Below are 16,321 nucleotides of genomic sequence, written 5' to 3' on the forward strand. Positions count from 1 at the left end.
TTAGTGGTTATGGCCTGCGTGCGGGTCTGCACCTGCACCGGACTTGTTTTTGATGGCCATCTGCATCTGATGCGCAGAACGCAGTGCAACCACGTCGCCTGGAAAGATTGCTCCGTCACTCTCGATCACAACATATTTCTGGTCTCGATACTTCACATGTACGGCGACACGATCAAAGTGATCCCCATTCTGTTGAAACACAAACCAATCCGCTCCGTCTTTCACAGCCGCATCCACTGGAAGAACAATCTGCTTTTCCCAAGCCTCAACGGGGACGCGAACTTCAAGCCGCTGACCTACGCGATACTTCCAAGTGACAAATCTTTGTCCCTCGTTTGTGGTTTCATCGCGAAGAATTCTGTTTGGCAAATTGACGAAGAAAGACAGCGTTCGCGACTGCGCATCAACGGCGTTCGCAACGAATGCTAACTTAAGGTCGGCTAAGGTTTCTTGGCCCGACACTCCTGGAATGATCGCCTCGATTGGCCAGCCCTTAGCCGCAACTTCGGCGATCGCTGGGGCATCCTGTTCAAACGCCTTGCCCTCGATGTAGAGAGACGAATAGTCGGAAAGCGTGCAGAGCATCTCGCCGGCTTGTACACCTTGCCCCTTTGAAGCGCTCAATCGTTCCAAGATCAACGGCTCTGGCTCGTGAACTGCCGGCGGTTGATTCTGAGGCTGAAAGGAGGCTGCTCGAAATCGGCGATCGCTCAATCGCAGATTATTTTCATCATGTGAATGATTGTCGATTTCCGGAGCGACAATGGTGAGATCGCGCAGCAAGCGTTGTTCGCGAACAATCGTGTCGATTTGCTCGTCGCTCAGCCCATGCAGTTTCAGTGCAGCTCGTTGGGCGGCAATTGAGCTTTGCAGTTTTTGAAGAGCGTACTGCCGTTCCAGCAAGATCTTACTGGCGACTGCACCGGAGCGAGTCACTTCTTCAAGCCGCGTGATCTCGCGTTCTTCCACAGCAACGTCAGCCAAGTTCTTAAGCAACTGCGTCTGCGTGTCGACGAGATCTTCATACGTCAGACGAACTTCAAAAAGCATATCCCCCGGTACGACTGCCTCGCCGCTCACGGCGTGTACATGTTGCACAATGCCGATCATGGGCGAAGAGACCTTGATGTCGGTTCGGCCCGGCTTCGCGACAACGATCGCTGGAACGGTGACGGTACGATAGAAGTTTGAAAGCTCAATTGGCCGAAGGTACTCAGGCGTTAGGCCAAGGTTCTTAAGCGATTGGGGAGTCAGCTCGAGCGAGCTGCTCTCGTCATGTCCTGCGTGGTCGTGTCCATCTTCTTCATGAGCATGGTCGTGCTCTTCGTCTGAATGGGCATCCCCTTCGCCTGCCTCGCGCATGGATTCCTTGCGAGCAGCAACCGTTCCGTCGATCCAGCCGTTTAAGGCTGGCCACCACTTGGGATAGAAAAATACAGCGACGGCAACCAATGACAATCCAACGCCCCATCTAATCCATGGGTTGCTGAACATCGCCTGAAGTGAGAGCTTTTTCATAGTAAACTCGACAATTGAAAATCCATTTCGAAGGTGATAGCGCGCGGCCACTCGATCTAGAATGTGCGTGGAGATGAGCATGCACATTGATCTGCGGCAGGCAGTTGTTTCAGTCCAGCAATGCAAGAACCTGGGCTACGAGTAACGCAGAGTTACGCGCAGCAAACAGCTGATTGCTCTTGCGAAGCAGGAATTCAACTACGTTTGTGGGCTGAAGAAACGACCAGCAAAAACAAGAGTTGTTGCTCGGACGTGCGAATGCCCTATCAAATTAGCCACACTTGGTGTACGGCGCGATTAAGAGGTGCCTTTGGCGGACCATCCAGCCAACTGCCAACGAAGTCAGCAGCGCGGGATGCAACTTGCCAAAAGTCAACGGACGCATTGATCCAAACTGGATTGGCGATGGACTGGAGGTCTGAAAAACTAGTCGGAGCTTCGGCGATTCCAAATACGCACTGGCCGTCATCACAATGATTGGAGTGGCCGTGTCCTTCCAACGGGCAAGTATCAACGCCATTCTCGGCAATCGACGCTGTGGCTATCTCGTGACCGTTCGATGCGTGTTCATCATCGTGTCCATGTGAATCGCACGCATGTCCATCGTGGTCGCAGCCATGCCCCGTTAAGATGGCGGCTTGTTCTTGCATGCAGCTGCCATGAGACAAACAGCAACCGAGCACCGCGTGAGCGGTGAAGGCAACCAGTGTCAAAAGGCGAATGGCAAAGAACATTACGAGCCAACTTTTACGAATTACGGGATTGAAGTTCATGGCACGCGGACCTTTTAATGATACCGCAACGACGGTTAGGTAACTAGTTCATTCTGAGCTGCGATCGAATCAGAGACGCTTATTCCTGGTCAAGGGTTAGTCCCCGAAGCGAGTCGTCTCCGCTGTTATTAATGACAGCATTGAGCGCCCCGGTCAGCAGATAACCATCGATTTGTGCCTGCGCCGTGGCCAGTTGGGCACGAGCTGCGATGTAGGCAAGGTTCGTGTCAAAGTACGTTCGTCGCGTAACCAGTAGCTGGATGAAATCCTGTTCACCGGCTCGGTACGCGCCCTCGGCTAGATCCAATGTTTCTTGGGCAGCGGGCAAAAGTTCGCTTAAGTACATGTCGACGGCCTCGGCTGCTCGAGCGTAGTCCCCAGAAGCAATCGCGAGCCGCGCACGAATCGCGTTGTCGATGCGCTGTGCTTCTTGCACCGCTCGACAGTACTCAGCGCGAGCCGCAGCGATGTTGCCTTGGTTCTTGTTGAAAACTGGAATTGGCGCACCAACCTGCACATTCATCATGCCCGAGTCGGTGCTGTTATCGACGCCTGCTCCGAACTGGACGTTTAGGTTTGGTAAGGGCTGAGATTCTTGACGTCGGATCGCTGCGCTGGCTTGACGGATTCGAGCTTGAGCAGCAGCGTACTCGGGACTGGTCGCAACAAGTCCATCTTCAACTGCTTTCCAGTCTTGGTTCGCTGGTAGCTTCGGCAGTTCTCCCGCGACCGCCTGTAACTGAATGTTCGGCATGCCAGCTAGAGCAACGATCTCCCGCAGTCGGGCCGACAGCGAGGCTGAAAGCTGCCTTCGATCAAGTTCCAGCTGCTTGAGTTGAACTTGAGTCTGCAAAAGGTCGATCTTGGAGCCTTCGCCTGCTTGCATACGTTTCTCAGCCGCATTCACCCCTTGCTTCAGCAATTCAAAAAACTGATCGATCGATGCCAGTTGTTCTTGAATTCGAAGGCTGTCGTAATAGGCGGTCTTGATGTCTGTCGCAACTCGAAGCTTTTGGGCTTCTAGTTCTTGTACTTGGGCTCGTACGGCTTCATTAAGTACAGCACGATTCAGTGCACGCTTATCGCCCGTAATGATTTGCTGTTGAACGAATAGTAGGTGCTGATCTGTCCCGGCGTCAGCCAACTGTTGGCCCTGGTAGCCCAGCATCGGATTGGCGTACAGACCGACTTGTGTGCGATAACCTGCTGCGATCTGAGTCGTCGCGGCCAGTTCTTTAATGGCTGGATTGTTCGCGAACGCAAGCGACAGGAGTTCTTCGAGCGTCGCACCGTCAGCAATGGCTTCATTCGAGGTCACTGGGTCGACCATGACAACGTCAACGGAAGCGGGTTCGACCACACCGGAAGCTTGAGAGGACTGATGAGCATACGCGGCTTGCGAAACCGGTTGACTTCGCAATGCGTGGTTTTGGTCCAACGGTGTATCGATGCCCGTCTTGCTTTGGCTAACAGCGTCGCTTTGCAAACTTGGGGATGCATAGACTGTTGCTTGCTCGCTTGGACGGATGTGTCGCTCCAGTCCACTGCAGCCAACCGCCATACAAGCGGCTGAGCAGACGATCCATTGTGCAATGTTCATTTTCATGGAGCTCCCTCCGAAGCAAGCGCACTGAGTAGCAAAGGGCTTTCTCGAGTAAAAATATCGAGTGCCAGTAGTGATCCGAACAAAAAAGAATTGGCGATGGTTAACGCCAAGCTCGGTTCAAATGCGCAGCACGTTTGGCAAAGAGGTAGACCGAGTCGACTTGTCGAGATAAAGGTGCTGAAATTGCTTCATCGAACGCTGCTGATACTCAAACCCTGACCACGCTGGAGTGACCGTCGCAATATCGGCTAGTCGATTAACTGAACCAGAAAGCAATAATGCGTTTTCAAAACCACCGATGCAGCACGGACAATCGCGGTGCGAATGGTGATTGTCGTCTTGATGTTGGTCCTGAGAACCGGAGTCATTCGAATCGGAGCAAGGAGCTTCGCACGAATGCTCGTCGTGATCATGTTGGCAATCAGAGTTGTGACCGGCGATCTCAATCACATCACGCAGCAGGCAGTGCGTACAAGCCAGCGACGAGGGAGGGATCAAGGCGGAAATGATCGCAGCCACAAACACGGCGCATTGAGCGAATCGTGTTAGCGGAGTGCGAAGCATTGGGCAATCCAGGGCAGAAGCTGTGGAAAAGAAAACCGATCTGGGACTTCCTTTTTGGTATCGAATCAACAATTGGGGCACCTTTAGCGAAAAGTCCGAATCTCCCGAATGAAGCAGGCTTTCCCTAGTGGTCGGTCACCGGCCAATATCTGATTTGCGTTGATCGTGGGGCATCAAAAGGTCTAAAATCCGTGCGGTTCGGTGGCTGACATTGCCTCAAAGACGTCCAAGAGCTATCCTTAACGGAATGAGATCGCCTCTAGTAGCACTACTCTTAATCGTCAACTTGTTGACCTGTCCGCTTAGTTGTTTGGGCTGCCAACCGCTCCCAGCTTCCAGCGTCGAAAGTGCTTGCGCGACGTGCGAATGTTGCTTTGACTGCGTGGAAACAGAGGTCCCTGCTGCCCCCGAGCCACATGATCGCGATTGCGAGTGCAAGAATTGCATTTGCGAAGGGGCGATTGTGGCTAGTCCGGTTGAGCTTCCACAATCTTCCGATGGGATTTGCTGGTTTCATCGGATACACATCGAACTACGAAGCCCCGTCAGTTCGTTTTTCGCTGATGGGCATTCGAGAATCGTCGTGAAGCATGCATTCACGGGTAGCGATGCGCGTATAGCGCTTCAATCTTGGCAGATCTGAGCCAGCCAACGCCTTTGCGTTTCTTCTAAGTGTTGTTCGGTAGGACAACGATTCAGATTCACTTGTTGAGATTCGGTGCTGCGCAAACTTTTCGCAGCGTGATGATCCAGCCTAAGTAAGACCTCCTTCATGCTGCTTCCCTGGGAATACGGCGTTCGCAATCTGGCTAGGCGACCGGTGCGCACTGCATTAACGATGATGGCACTGGCCACTGTCGTGATGTTGGTGTTCGTGGTGGTCGGGTTCATTCGTGGACTTGAACAGTCGTTGACCGCAAGCGGCGACCAAAACGTCGTATTGGTTTACTCGGTGAACTCGGAAGAGAACATTGAGAACTCATCCATCCCTGCCCGGACGCCATCCTTATTGACTGCCAGTGTAGATGGAACGATCAAGCGATTTGGACTCAATCATGCGTCGCCCGAGTTATATGCAGGCACACGAGTTAAGAGCGAAAACAATGAAGGCGGATTGGGATTGGTGCGGGGTGTAACTCTCGCCGCGCCCCTGGTCCGACGTTCAGTTCAGTTGGTCGATGGTGCTTGGCCAAGTGACGGCGAGGTGATGGTAGGGCGATTGGCGGCCGCAAAGCTAGGAAGCCGCGAAGATGAACTCGCTATTGGAAAGAGTATCGAGTTCGAGGGACGTTCGTGGAACATCAGTGGAAGATTCGCGGCCGGCGGTGCTGCTTATGAGTCTGAGATTTGGTGCAGGTTGTCCGATTTTCAAACTACATCAAAGCGGCAAGACATTAGTTTAGTGGCGTTGCTCCTATCGCCGGGCAGTTCACCCGCTGAAGTTGAATTGTTTTGCAAGGAACGAACAGACCTTGAGCTTCGGGCGATAGCGGAAACTGAGTATTACGCAACGCTACAACAACACTATAAGCCCGTTCGATTGTTGGCTTGGCTGGTCGTAGTGCTGGTGTCCAGTGCGGGGATTTTCGCTGGGCTGAACATGATGTACGGAGCGGTTGCAGGCCGCGTCCGGGAAATAGCGACGTTGCAGGCGATCGGTTACCGCCGTTGCGCTATCTTGATCAGTTTGATCCAAGAAGGTGTGCTTCTATCTGCAGCCGGATCGCTCGTTTCTGGAGTGATCGCGCTGACCTTGCTGAATGGAATGGCAGTTCGGTTCACGATGGGTGCGTTTACGTTACGCATCGACGGCGTAGCGATCTTAATTGGTTGCAGCGTCGGACTGTTATTGGGTGTCGTTGGTGCGTTACCACCGGCACTGAAAGCGCTGCGAGCAGAAGTCGCAGCGAGCCTTAAAGCTGTTTAGTTTTGAAAACCCTTGTTTCGTTTTGGAGCGTTAAGATGAAAGTTTTCTTAAGTATCGCGTTGGTCGTTTTAACTCTTGCCTCTGTCGGCTGTCAGTCGAAAGACAGTAGCTCATCGACTGCGAATACCAGCCAATCCACTTCGTCTTTTCTTGTTGAAAGCGAGCCCACGGGAGCCATGCCCGTAGGTGAAGCTCGAGCAAAGAGCGAAGACGGTCAAGAAGTTACCCTTGTTGGTTTGATCGGTGGATCAAGCAAGCCGTTTGTTGAAGGACTGGCAGCGTTCACGATCGTCGATCCCAAAGTACCTTACTGCGCGGACGATGAAGGTTGTCCAACTCCGTGGGACTATTGCTGTCAGACAGAAGCAGTTAAGGAGAATATCGCAACAATCAAACTCGTGGATGAGGCAGGCAAGCCAGTTGCCTCAAGTGCTCGTGACCTACTAAAGGTCAAAGAGCTCTCGACGGTGGTTGTCAAAGGTAAAGCCAAGCGTGATGAACAAGGCAACCTTACCGTTGCCGCCAACCAAGTGTTTGTTCGGCCAGGTAAATGATCGTGGCAAAAGAACAACTAGATCTTAGCAGCCTGGCGCTAGATCGTACGCCGACAATCAGCGCAACCAAAACACCATCACTTCAACACAAGAAGCGATGGTGGTCGCGGTTTGTATTACCTGTCGCCGTTTTGTTGGGCTTTGCGATGCTGCTTTTCGCTGCGGCGGGCTCTCGCTTTATGCCGGCTCGCGCAGTGACGGTCGTTCCGGTGATTGTAAAACGAGCTGAGCTTCAGCAAGCAGGTACAACGCTATTCCAAGCGCCAGGCTGGATCGAGCCTCGTCCAACTGCCATTAGCGTTGCCGCGATGACTCCCGGTGTTATCGAGGAGCTAATGGTCGTGGGCGGGCAAACAGTTCAAAAAGGGGAGCCAATCGCACGATTGGTTTCCATCGATGCGGAATTGGTACTTGAGCAAGCGAAGAATGCCCTAGCAATCCGCGAAGGTGAACTTAATCGCGCGAAGGCGGAGCTTTCCGCAGCTCGCATTCGCTTCGACAATCCCGTGCACTTGAAGATTCAACTGGCCGATGCAATGAGCAATTTGACGAAATCAAAAACAGAGTTAGCCAAACTGCCCTTCCTTATCAAGTCTGCCGAATCGAGCGTTAAATACACGCTTGGTAGTATGGCAGGAAAGCAATCAGCCAAGGGGGCGATCTCAGATAACACGATCGCGAAAGCCGAAAACGAGCATGCGATGGCAACAGCAAACTTGCAAGAGTTGAAACAACGCGAACCTAATCTGGAACGCGAGGTCAGTGCGCTCGAGGAAGTCGTTCACGCTCTTGAACGGCAATTGGAGTTGCTGGTAGAGGAAACTCGGCAACTGCAAGAAGCAGAAGCGAAGGTTCAATCGGCGGAGGCTTATCGAAATGAAGCTAAGCTGCAAGTACGCCAAGCGGAACTTGCCCTCGAGCGGAGTACAGTACGCGCTCCGATGCAGGGTCGCATTCTAAGAGTGGTCGCATCTCCTGGATCGCGAGTCATGGGCCTCGAAACTACGGCTGGACAAAGCTCAAGTACGGTCGTCGAAATGTATGATCCACAAAAACTTCAGGTGCGAGTTGATGTGCGACTTGAGGACGTTCCGATGGTCATACCGGGCCAACAAGTCAACATTGAGACCGCCTCTTCTGCCGATGTAATCCACGGTCAAGTGCTGCAGATCACCAGCTCGGCGAACATTCAGAAAAATACATTGGAGGTCAAGCTTGAGTTGCTTAACCCACCACTATCCGTGAGCCCCGAGATGCTCGTCACAGCCGCTTTTCTGGCTCCGAAAAGCGACGTATCGTCCGATTCAATGGGAGAGGCCGAGCGCATATTCGTTCCAGAGTCTTTCGTGCAGGCCAGCGATTCACAATCGTTTCTATGGATAGTTGATGAGAATTCAACGGCGAGAAAACGCACGGTGGAATTAGGTGGTAAAGCGGCCGATGACCTCATCGCAATCAAATCAGGTCTCCGAGTTACAGATAAGTTGATCGCTTCAGGAAGAGATGGATTGCGAGATGGTGCGAGGGTGCATGTAACAAGCGACGATCCAATTATAGGAATGAAATAGATGGCACTCGTAGAACTTCGTGGTGTAAGCAAGAGCTTTAGCAAGGGCGAAGAGACCATCACGCCACTTGACAACATCAGCATGGACATTGAGGAAGGCGAGTTCATCTCCTTAATGGGTCCCAGCGGTACCGGCAAAAGCACGCTGCTTAACTTGGTGAGCGGAATTGACCGGCCCGATGCGGGAACAATTACTGTCGATGGGACAGATGTGACCAAGTTGTCTCGCACGCAGCTTGCTGATTGGAGAGCTGCCAACCTTGGGTACATATTTCAGACACACAATCTCATTCCTGTGTTGACCGCTTATGAGAATGTTGAACTACCAACGCTGCTGTTGAAGTTATCCTCCGCGCAACGAAGGCAACGAGTTGAACTGGCTCTAGAGGCGGTCGGCTTGAGCGATCGAGCAAACCACTATCCCCGCCAGCTTTCCGGTGGACAAGAACAACGCGTGGGCATTGCTCGTGCAATAGTGGCTCATCCGAAAGTTGTCGTGGCGGATGAACCGACTGGGAGTCTGGACGCAGAAACCAGCGACCAAGTTCAGATACTTCTGCAGAGACTCAATCGTGAACTCAATATCACGATGTTGATGGTCACGCACGATAGCAACGTCGCGGCCATTGCAACCAAGCAATTAGTCCTCGATCGGGGCAAGTTTCTGGCACGCGCAGAAGGAGCAGCTCGATGATTGGTTATGTCTTGAAAACATTGTGGCGACACCGTACTCGAACGCTGCTGACGGTATCGGGTGAAGCGGTAGCGATGTTCGTCTTTTGTTTCGTTGGCTCTGTTCAAGAAGGGCTTCATCGGCTGACGACGGGTTCCGATGCGGATCGCAGCTTGATTGTGTTTCAGGAAAATCGCTTTTGCCCAACCACCAGCCGCTTGCCAGAGGATTATGCAACGAAGATCCGTGAGATTAATGGGGTGCGCGATGTCATGCCTATCCAAGTGTGGACGAATAACTGTCGAGCAAGCTTGGACATCGTGGTGTTCAACGGTGCCGACCCCATCCAGATCCAAAAGTCGCGACCACTCACGCTTGTAAGCGGTAGCTGGCAACAGTTTCAATCACAACGCGATGCAGCCATTGTCGGGCGCAATGTTGCGAATCGTCGAGGCTTAAAAGTCGGCGACCAGTTTTCGATCGGTGACATTTCGGTGCGGATAGCAGGGCTTTTTTCGTCGACGGTGCCTTCCGAAGAAAACCTTATTTATACGAGTCTCGCTTTTCTGCAGTATGCCCGCGGCCTCAACGCAGCCGGACTGGTTACTCAGCACGAGGTCCAATTGACCGACGATGCCGATCCCGATCGCGTGGCAAGTGAAATCGACTCCAAGTTGCGAGCTGGTGCCGTGGCAACCAAAACGCGTCGTAAAGGAGCGTTTCAAGCGAGCACACTTTCGGATCTTGTCGACCTCATCGGGTTTGCCCACTGGCTCGGCTACGCGTGTGTCGGTCTGGTGTTATCGCTTGTGGCTACTACAACGGTCATGAGTGTCCAGGATCGCATCAAGGAATACGCAGTGTTGCAGACCATCGGCGTGCGTCCTCTAACCACCATGCGTCTGGTTCTCACCGAAAGCACACTCTTATGCTTGGTGGGAGGCGTAACCGGAACGTTGCTTGCGATGCTCGCGCTGAGTCTCGGTGGTTTTGCGATCGGAGCTGAGGGAGCGACTATTGCCTTCCGACCGTCCGTAGCACAGGCGTTTTCCGGATCAGCAATTTCCCTTTGTGTTGGCGTGATCTCTGGTTTACCTCCAGCAATCCAAGCTTCAACAATTTCAATCGTGCACGCTCTTCGTCAGTCATAGTCGCGAATAAAAGAAGCGTAGAGGAACCGACTGAATAGAAAGATTCCAGCGATGATACGCCAAAGGCAGCTCGCAAAAGGCGAACTGCCTACTAACGATTGTTCAAGGTGAACACGGGCGATAAAAACTTTACTTCCCAGGCTTTGGTGCCGGCGTTTCATGATCGAGAGGCTCATGTCCACCTGCCGCATGGTGTGCGGCATCTTCGTGACCGAGCTCCTTTAGCAGCTTGTCGTGCTCCTTCTTCATTTCATCTAGCGATACTTGGATCTTGCTGCACATCTCTGCGCACATTTTTCCATCTGGTGATGATTTGCAGCATTCTTCATGAAGCGACTTCTGGACTGCGTTCGCTTGGCCGAGTTGCGTTTCGATCTTCTTGACTTGCGCGACAACCTTCGGGTTAGTTGCGTGTTCGTCACGAACAATTACCAAATCACGCTGAATGGCCTGCAATTGCTGACCAAGCATCTGGGATTCGGCTTGCGTCACCTGCGTTTGAATCATCGGCGATTGAGTTGCATACCGCTGGATTCCAGTTGAATAGTCTCTGGCATGTTGGATGTTGCGAGAAGTTCGCTGGTTGGCCCAAAAGCCCGCCCCATTGTTTCTCGATACCTTGTCATTGATCCGTGATTGGGCTTGTGTCACTTGCGGAAAGGCAAGTGCGAGACCCGCTACCAGTGCGATCGAAGCCGCAAATTTTCCAAAACTTTCGATACTCATCATAGTTCCTTTCAAGAACATGACTTGCGACATCGTAAATACAAAGATGTCGACTTCTGTGAGGTCGTGAGCCGCCATTCGGTCCACACATACAAGTTTGATGCTTCGCTCGCGACTCACCTTCAGAAATAAAACTGATTCGGAGCATGAATGTCGAAGTAATGTTGAATGCGTGTCGGGATCTCGGATTGACGAAGGCCGGTTTGCTAGCGAGTGCGGGGGTCACCCACGTATTGTCCAACTTTACTCGGCTCGAAGCTTGACGAAACGCAGTAGTAAGCTCTTCTCCAGCCAACAAACGCACAAAACGTTGTTACTCCACAAACTTCGAATCCCATCCGTTTTACAGCCTGAATCGCTCGTGCATTGTTGGCGTCAGTCGTTAAAGCAATTCGCAGGACTCCGTCCGCCCTAAGAATCTCTGCTGCCTGACTAATGAGCACTTGATATAACCGCTTTCCACGATGCTCAGGTTTTACGAATGCGGCGAAAAGATAAGCGGTCTCAGGATCCAGAAATAACGGAAGACCTGTCCATACATGTCCGCTGGAGTTATGCGCGGCTGGAATATCGCCCGTGCCAACCCAGGCATATGCAACAATCGCTTCGCTGGCCATTAATGCATAGCAACGAAATCTTTTACGATCGAGATATTGAAAAGCTTCGCACTGGAGGAGCGGGTTGCACTGTGAAAGAATATCGAAGCTCTCGACCGATAGTTCAATTAGTTCAATCCCGTCGGGTAACTTTTGTCCGGATGCAGCTAAGTGTTCGACGTTGGAACACATGAGCAGGCTGAAGTCGGCAATACCTACGCGTCGAAGTAGTGAATACACAAGCCTATCGATTTTTCGCGGAGCGAGCGTGAATGCTGCATCCGTTATCACCAATGTCTCATAACGCATGGCAACGCGCTCAATTCCTTCTTCGTTTGTGGATATAACGATTCCTCCCCGATCGTCGAGACAAATTTTTGTTCAATGCTTCCTAATTAACATTTCAGGCCAATGCGAAGCTAGCCTCGCATTGAGTGTTGGTCGTTAAAGACAACCAACACTCTTTGACAACCTGCCGGTTTAACAAACGGGTTAGTATTGTTGACAATCTACTTGGCACCTGAGACGACCTTTTTCAGTCCCTTCTCGGATGGGCACATTGGGCACGTACCACTCTCGACACCCTGTGTGAGCGTGCTCGCGGCTGAGCTAGATTCTTTGCCTCCGCAACAAGTGGCCTCACAGGCATTGGAATCGCTTGTGCAGCATTCGCATGTGCACTGTGCGCAGCTGCAAATCCCGGTTTCACAGCAGCAGCCGCCGTCGGTACAGCAACTGGAGCAAACGCATGATTGTGACACATCAGTGGTCGGGTTGCTTGCGACACTCGCCGCAATTGCAAGACTAACCGCAAAAAGAACCAACATCAAAAACATAGCTACTGACTTCATTTTTCAACCTCGTATTTCACTATTGGACCTCGCGTTGCATGAAACCACTTCCGCAACCTTGAGTTTGGATGCATTTGGCAGACACTTTCTTCAGCGAACTTTGGATTATTTGCGAACACTGTGCACTCAACTTGCTCGATTGGCGATCAATCAGATTCGCCACTGCGCAAGTCGTTTGCAGAATGCTCGCTAAATCTTGAGTGAGTGCTTAGATGAAGCTCAAGCGAATTGCCTTCACAGCTTTTTCGATTTTTTGGCATACTTGCTCTATGTCCAAGAAACGCCGTATTCCGGCATGAGTGCTGCGGCAGCGGCGGAAAAAGGTATCGACCGTTTCGATGCTGCGTTAAGTCCATTCAATGCGAGGTTTGTCATGTCCCACTTTTCACTTGTTGCCGCGTTCGCCCTATCTGCGATTGTTCCGCTCACGGCATTTGCTGACCAACATGAGGATTCGAAAATGAAAAAATGCGCCGAAGTCTGTGCCGCTTGCCAGATCGAGTGCGATAGCTGTTTTGATCATTGCCTAAAAATGCTTTCCGAAGGGAAAAAGGAGCATCAAGCAACTGCAAGAATGTGCGCTGACTGCGCCGAGTGCTGCAAAACATGTGCGACACTGTGCGCGCGCAACAGCCCCTTAGCTAAGCCCATGCTCGAATGCTGCGCCAAGTGTTGTGAAGAGTGTGCGGCTGCGTGTGAAAAATTTCCCGATGATGAACATATGGCCGCTTGTGCTAAATCCTGCCGAGAGTGCGCGAAGGAATGTCGCGACATGCTCAAGCAAGCTCAAAAATGATTGCATAGCAACAACCGGGAAGTGAAATAAAGAGTCTGTTGTTTCGGGCCGCGCTTCAGGCGCGGCCCGAAACCAAATTCATCGCCACGACCTTAATCGCAATGCGTTTGTCACGACAAAGAAGCTAGAGAGACTCATCGCCAGACCTGCCGCTATCGGTGACAGACTCAGACCTGTGATGGGTTTAAGCAGGCCGGTTGCAATGGGAATAAGCAAAACGTTGTAGCCAAATGCCCAGCCCAGATTCTGCTTGATGTTCAACATCACGGCCTTCGACAAGCTTATCGCACGCGGAATGTTCTGAATGTCGCCAGACATCGCAATCACATCTGCGCTCTCGATCGCAAGGTCTGTTCCTGTGCCCATCGCGATGCCGACATCAGCAATTGTTAACGCAGGAGCATCGTTCAAGCCATCGCCCACGAAAGCCACACGTCGTCCGTCTCGCTTGAGCGTGTATACCACGTCTGCCTTGTCATTCGGACGCACTTCCGCATATACCATCGTTGCTGGTATCCCGCAGCGATCTGCAATCGATAATGCGGTTCGCTCATTGTCCCCTGAGATGAGCGCCACTTCGTAGCCCGATTGTTTTAGATGCTCCACTGCACTTGGTGTCGACGGTTTGATGGGATCTGACACGATCATGATCGCGGCGAGCGAACCATTGACCGCCGCAAAGAAGTATCCGCTTCCCTCGGACATTGCATCAGCCACTTGTGCATCTAACGACGATGTATCGATGCGGCGTTCTCGCATCATCTTTTCCGAGCCGATGATTATCGCGTGACCGTTGGATAATTCGGCTTCAACTCCCGCGCCTGCAATGGCGTTGAAGCTGGTTACGGTAAGAGGCGACTTGGGCCCTTTGGCAGCGGCATCCACAATAGCCGTGGCCAAAGGGTGCTCCGATCGCTGTTCTACGAGAGCCAGTTGGGCCAGCAAGTCGTCACTCGAGAACGGTGGCAATACGTGGAATAGCGAGAGGTGCGGTTTTCCAACCGTCAGCGTTCCGGTTTTATCAAAAGCGATCAATGCAACTTGGCTCAAAGACTCGATCGCATCCGTCGAGCGAAACAGAATCCCTTGTTGCGCCGCCTTGCCCGTACCCACCATCACACTCGTAGGAACCGCGAGTCCCATTGCACATGGGCAAGCAATAATGAGTACAGCGACCGCATGGATGAGTGCTTGATCGATTGAGCCGCCGGGCATTACGAAAAGCCATGCGAGGGCAGTAAGCAATGCGATCAACAACACCACGGGTACAAAGTACGCGACGACTCGATCAGCAATGCCTTGAATGCGCGGCTTCGAAGCCTGCGCAGATTCAACGAACGCCACGATCTTCGCTAAAGTCGTGTCGGCTCCGATGGCAGTGGCTCGAAACTGAATACTTCCACTGCCGTTGATCGTACCTGCCACCACTTCGTCCCCCGTTTCCTTGGCCACTGGTACGCTCTCACCAGTCACCATGCTCTCATCGATATAGGTAGAGCCACTAACGACCACACCGTCCACTGCGATGGCAGATCCAGGACGGACTTCAACAACATCATTAAGGACAACAGCCTCCGCAGGAATGGTTACCGCTTCACCGTTGCGTATAACTGTGGCCATTTTCGGTACCAGTTTTAGAAGTACCTTCATTGCGTCAGACGCTTGATGCCTAGACTTCGTTTCAAGGAATTTGCCTAACAAGATTAGCGTGATCACTACTGCCGACGCTTCAAAGTAGACATGACGCGATTGCGGAGGAATCCACTGGGGAAAAACCGTGACAACAGTGCTGTAGAGGAAAGCGGCCATCGTCCCCAGAAGAATCAGCGAATTCATATCGGGAGATGTTGAAAAGAGGCTCTTTGCGCCTAGTCGAAGGAAGCGTCCGCCAAACCAGAATTGAACAGGAATGGCCAAGCCGAACATGACCCAATTCCACTGCTCCATCGACAACCAGGACATCATCAAACTCATGACTCCGTCGAACAACATGGGAGCCATCGCAAGCACAACGATCGGTAGTGCAAAGATCGCTGCTCCGACGAACAAATGCCACAATCGCTGAGCTTCTAAATCGTTGTCCTCAATCGAACCCGAGTTTCGCACCGTGGAGAGCTCAACGGGCTCATAACCCAGCTTTGTAATCGCAAGTTGGATCGTTTCGAGTTCGCCAGCTTGTGGGAAATGGTCGAACTCGACCGCCGCACGCTCCGTCGCGAGGTTGACTGAAGCGCTGGTCACTGATGGGATCTTGCGCAGTCCATTTTCGACGCGTCGGACACATGCAGCGCAGGTCATGCCCTTGACGCCAATCTCGACCGTCTGCTCAGCATTCATCATTATCCATCTCCTCGTCTGAGAGGCCCACCACTTGGCTAGAGGTTGCTAATGAGAGGCTACTGCTTCATAGCCGGCTTCTTCGACGGAAGCCACGATTGATTTGTCGACGAATTGCCCCTCGACAACTGCTTTTCCTGCTTTCAAATCAACCTGGGCAGCGGTTACGCCCTCGGTGGCTCGGATGGCTGACTCAACCGCTGATTTACAGTGGCCGCAGGTCATGCCAGTGATCTGGAAGGCCTGTTTACGTGGTACTTGGTTCATTTTTGCGTCCCTTATTGGCGTAGAGGTGAAGTGGCCGTATCGCTAGGTTGGATGCCGGCACGGCAACGATTCTTCAGGTAGAATGGGCCTGTTCGCAGGGAAATCTACCAGCACTTCGACTCGCGGAGCCAAAATCGGAAAAAAACTGGAAATTCCGTGAAGGAACGCGGTTTGAGGTCCATCCAAAGCACGTAAGCATCGAAATTTGAAGCAAAAGCACGAGTCATGTCATCACTTACCCTCCATGTCGTTTTGCTGTTCGCGGTTGCGTACAGTCAAATCTTTGGCGGAGTTTCGTGTTGCTGCCTCTCGCGAACGATCATTGCAAGTCTGGCGACTGCGCAAGTGGCTACGCCAGCCAGCGCTGATCACGCGGTGCCGAACGCATTCCCTTCGCCAAAGTGCCCCAAATGTG

17 protein-coding genes are annotated in these 16,321 nt (G+C 52.3%); 8 read left to right on the plus strand and 9 right to left on the minus strand.

Going from position 1 to position 16,321, the window contains the following annotated elements:
* Complete coding sequence (locus tag SH302x_RS15065; protein WP_479358183.1) at positions 1-1,518, minus strand: efflux RND transporter periplasmic adaptor subunit; 1,518 nt, start codon at positions 1,516-1,518, stop codon at positions 1-3.
* 266 nt (positions 1,519-1,784) lie between these two features.
* A complete protein-coding gene (locus SH302x_RS15070) occupies positions 1,785-2,168 on the minus strand; it encodes a hypothetical protein (protein ID WP_479363225.1) in 384 nt (127 codons plus the stop codon).
* 9 nt (positions 2,169-2,177) lie between these two features.
* On the opposite strand from SH302x_RS15070, the gene SH302x_RS15075 reads away from it, so the two are divergent.
* On the plus strand, positions 2,178-2,309 hold the full coding sequence (locus SH302x_RS15075; protein ID WP_479363226.1) for a hypothetical protein: 132 nt from the start codon (positions 2,178-2,180) through the stop codon (positions 2,307-2,309).
* A gap of 61 nt (positions 2,310-2,370) precedes the next feature.
* On the opposite strand, the gene SH302x_RS15080 is transcribed toward SH302x_RS15075, so the two are convergent.
* The 3 genes from SH302x_RS15080 to SH302x_RS15090 form a co-directional block, all read right to left on the minus strand.
* Positions 2,371-3,897 carry a TolC family protein gene (locus SH302x_RS15080; RefSeq protein WP_479358185.1) on the minus strand — a complete coding sequence of 509 codons (1,527 nt, stop codon included), beginning with the start codon at positions 3,895-3,897 and terminating at the stop codon, positions 2,371-2,373.
* Between the two features lie 117 nt (positions 3,898-4,014).
* Complete coding sequence (locus SH302x_RS15085; RefSeq protein WP_479358186.1) at positions 4,015-4,461, minus strand: hypothetical protein; 447 nt, start codon at positions 4,459-4,461, stop codon at positions 4,015-4,017.
* Between the two features lie 624 nt (positions 4,462-5,085).
* Positions 5,086-5,235: a hypothetical protein gene (locus SH302x_RS15090; RefSeq protein ID WP_479363227.1), complete on the minus strand. Its 150-nt coding sequence runs from the start codon at positions 5,233-5,235 to the stop codon at positions 5,086-5,088.
* On the opposite strand from SH302x_RS15090, the gene SH302x_RS15095 reads away from it, so the two are divergent.
* From SH302x_RS15095 to SH302x_RS15115, 5 genes are read left to right on the plus strand one after another with little or no spacing between them, the layout of a single operon-like run.
* On the plus strand, positions 5,234-6,388 hold the full coding sequence (locus SH302x_RS15095) for an ABC transporter permease (protein WP_479358188.1): 1,155 nt from the start codon (positions 5,234-5,236) through the stop codon (positions 6,386-6,388). The two genes, SH302x_RS15090 and SH302x_RS15095, sit on opposite strands and share 2 nt — an antisense overlap.
* Positions 6,389-6,423: 35 nt before the next feature.
* On the plus strand, positions 6,424-6,942 hold the full coding sequence (locus tag SH302x_RS15100) for a hypothetical protein (RefSeq protein ID WP_479358189.1): 519 nt from the start codon (positions 6,424-6,426) through the stop codon (positions 6,940-6,942).
* 2 nt (positions 6,943-6,944) lie between these two features.
* Positions 6,945-8,510 carry an efflux RND transporter periplasmic adaptor subunit gene (locus SH302x_RS15105; protein ID WP_479363228.1) on the plus strand — a complete coding sequence of 522 codons (1,566 nt, stop codon included), beginning with the start codon at positions 6,945-6,947 and terminating at the stop codon, positions 8,508-8,510.
* On the plus strand, positions 8,511-9,203 hold the full coding sequence (locus SH302x_RS15110) for an ABC transporter ATP-binding protein (RefSeq protein WP_479363229.1): 693 nt from the start codon (positions 8,511-8,513) through the stop codon (positions 9,201-9,203). It begins immediately after the preceding gene.
* Positions 9,200-10,333 carry an ABC transporter permease gene (locus SH302x_RS15115; RefSeq protein WP_479363230.1) on the plus strand — a complete coding sequence of 378 codons (1,134 nt, stop codon included), beginning with the start codon at positions 9,200-9,202 and terminating at the stop codon, positions 10,331-10,333. The genes SH302x_RS15110 and SH302x_RS15115 overlap by 4 nt, the downstream gene beginning before the upstream one ends.
* A 129-nt stretch (positions 10,334-10,462) precedes the next feature.
* On the opposite strand, the gene SH302x_RS15120 is transcribed toward SH302x_RS15115, so the two are convergent.
* Together SH302x_RS15120 and SH302x_RS15125 are read right to left on the minus strand one after the other, a co-directional pair.
* Entirely contained in the window at positions 10,463-11,137 is a 675-nt protein-coding gene (locus SH302x_RS15120) for a hypothetical protein (protein WP_479363231.1), read from the minus strand.
* Between the two features lie 128 nt (positions 11,138-11,265).
* Positions 11,266-11,964, minus strand: coding sequence for a GNAT family N-acetyltransferase (locus tag SH302x_RS15125; protein WP_479363232.1), 699 nt, complete (start codon positions 11,962-11,964; stop codon positions 11,266-11,268).
* Positions 11,965-12,153: 189 nt separating this feature from the next.
* Here SH302x_RS15125 and SH302x_RS15130 point away from each other — a divergent pair, with 189 nt between their 5' ends.
* Positions 12,154-12,699, plus strand: a complete 546-nt coding sequence (locus SH302x_RS15130) for a hypothetical protein (protein ID WP_479363233.1) — start codon at positions 12,154-12,156, stop codon at positions 12,697-12,699.
* Positions 12,700-12,801: 102 nt separating this feature from the next.
* Positions 12,802-13,302, plus strand: a complete 501-nt coding sequence (locus SH302x_RS15135; RefSeq protein WP_479363234.1) for a four-helix bundle copper-binding protein — start codon at positions 12,802-12,804, stop codon at positions 13,300-13,302.
* Positions 13,303-13,380: 78 nt separating this feature from the next.
* Here the strand turns inward: SH302x_RS15135 and SH302x_RS15140 are convergent, their stop codons facing one another.
* Both SH302x_RS15140 and SH302x_RS15145 read right to left on the minus strand, forming a co-directional pair.
* On the minus strand, positions 13,381-15,642 hold the full coding sequence (locus SH302x_RS15140) for a heavy metal translocating P-type ATPase (RefSeq protein ID WP_479363235.1): 2,262 nt from the start codon (positions 15,640-15,642) through the stop codon (positions 13,381-13,383).
* 45 nt (positions 15,643-15,687) lie between these two features.
* On the minus strand, positions 15,688-15,906 hold the full coding sequence (locus SH302x_RS15145) for a heavy-metal-associated domain-containing protein (protein WP_479363236.1): 219 nt from the start codon (positions 15,904-15,906) through the stop codon (positions 15,688-15,690).
* Positions 15,907-16,321: the final 415 nt, after the last annotated feature.

The organism is Njordella calcicola (assembly GCF_056494125.1).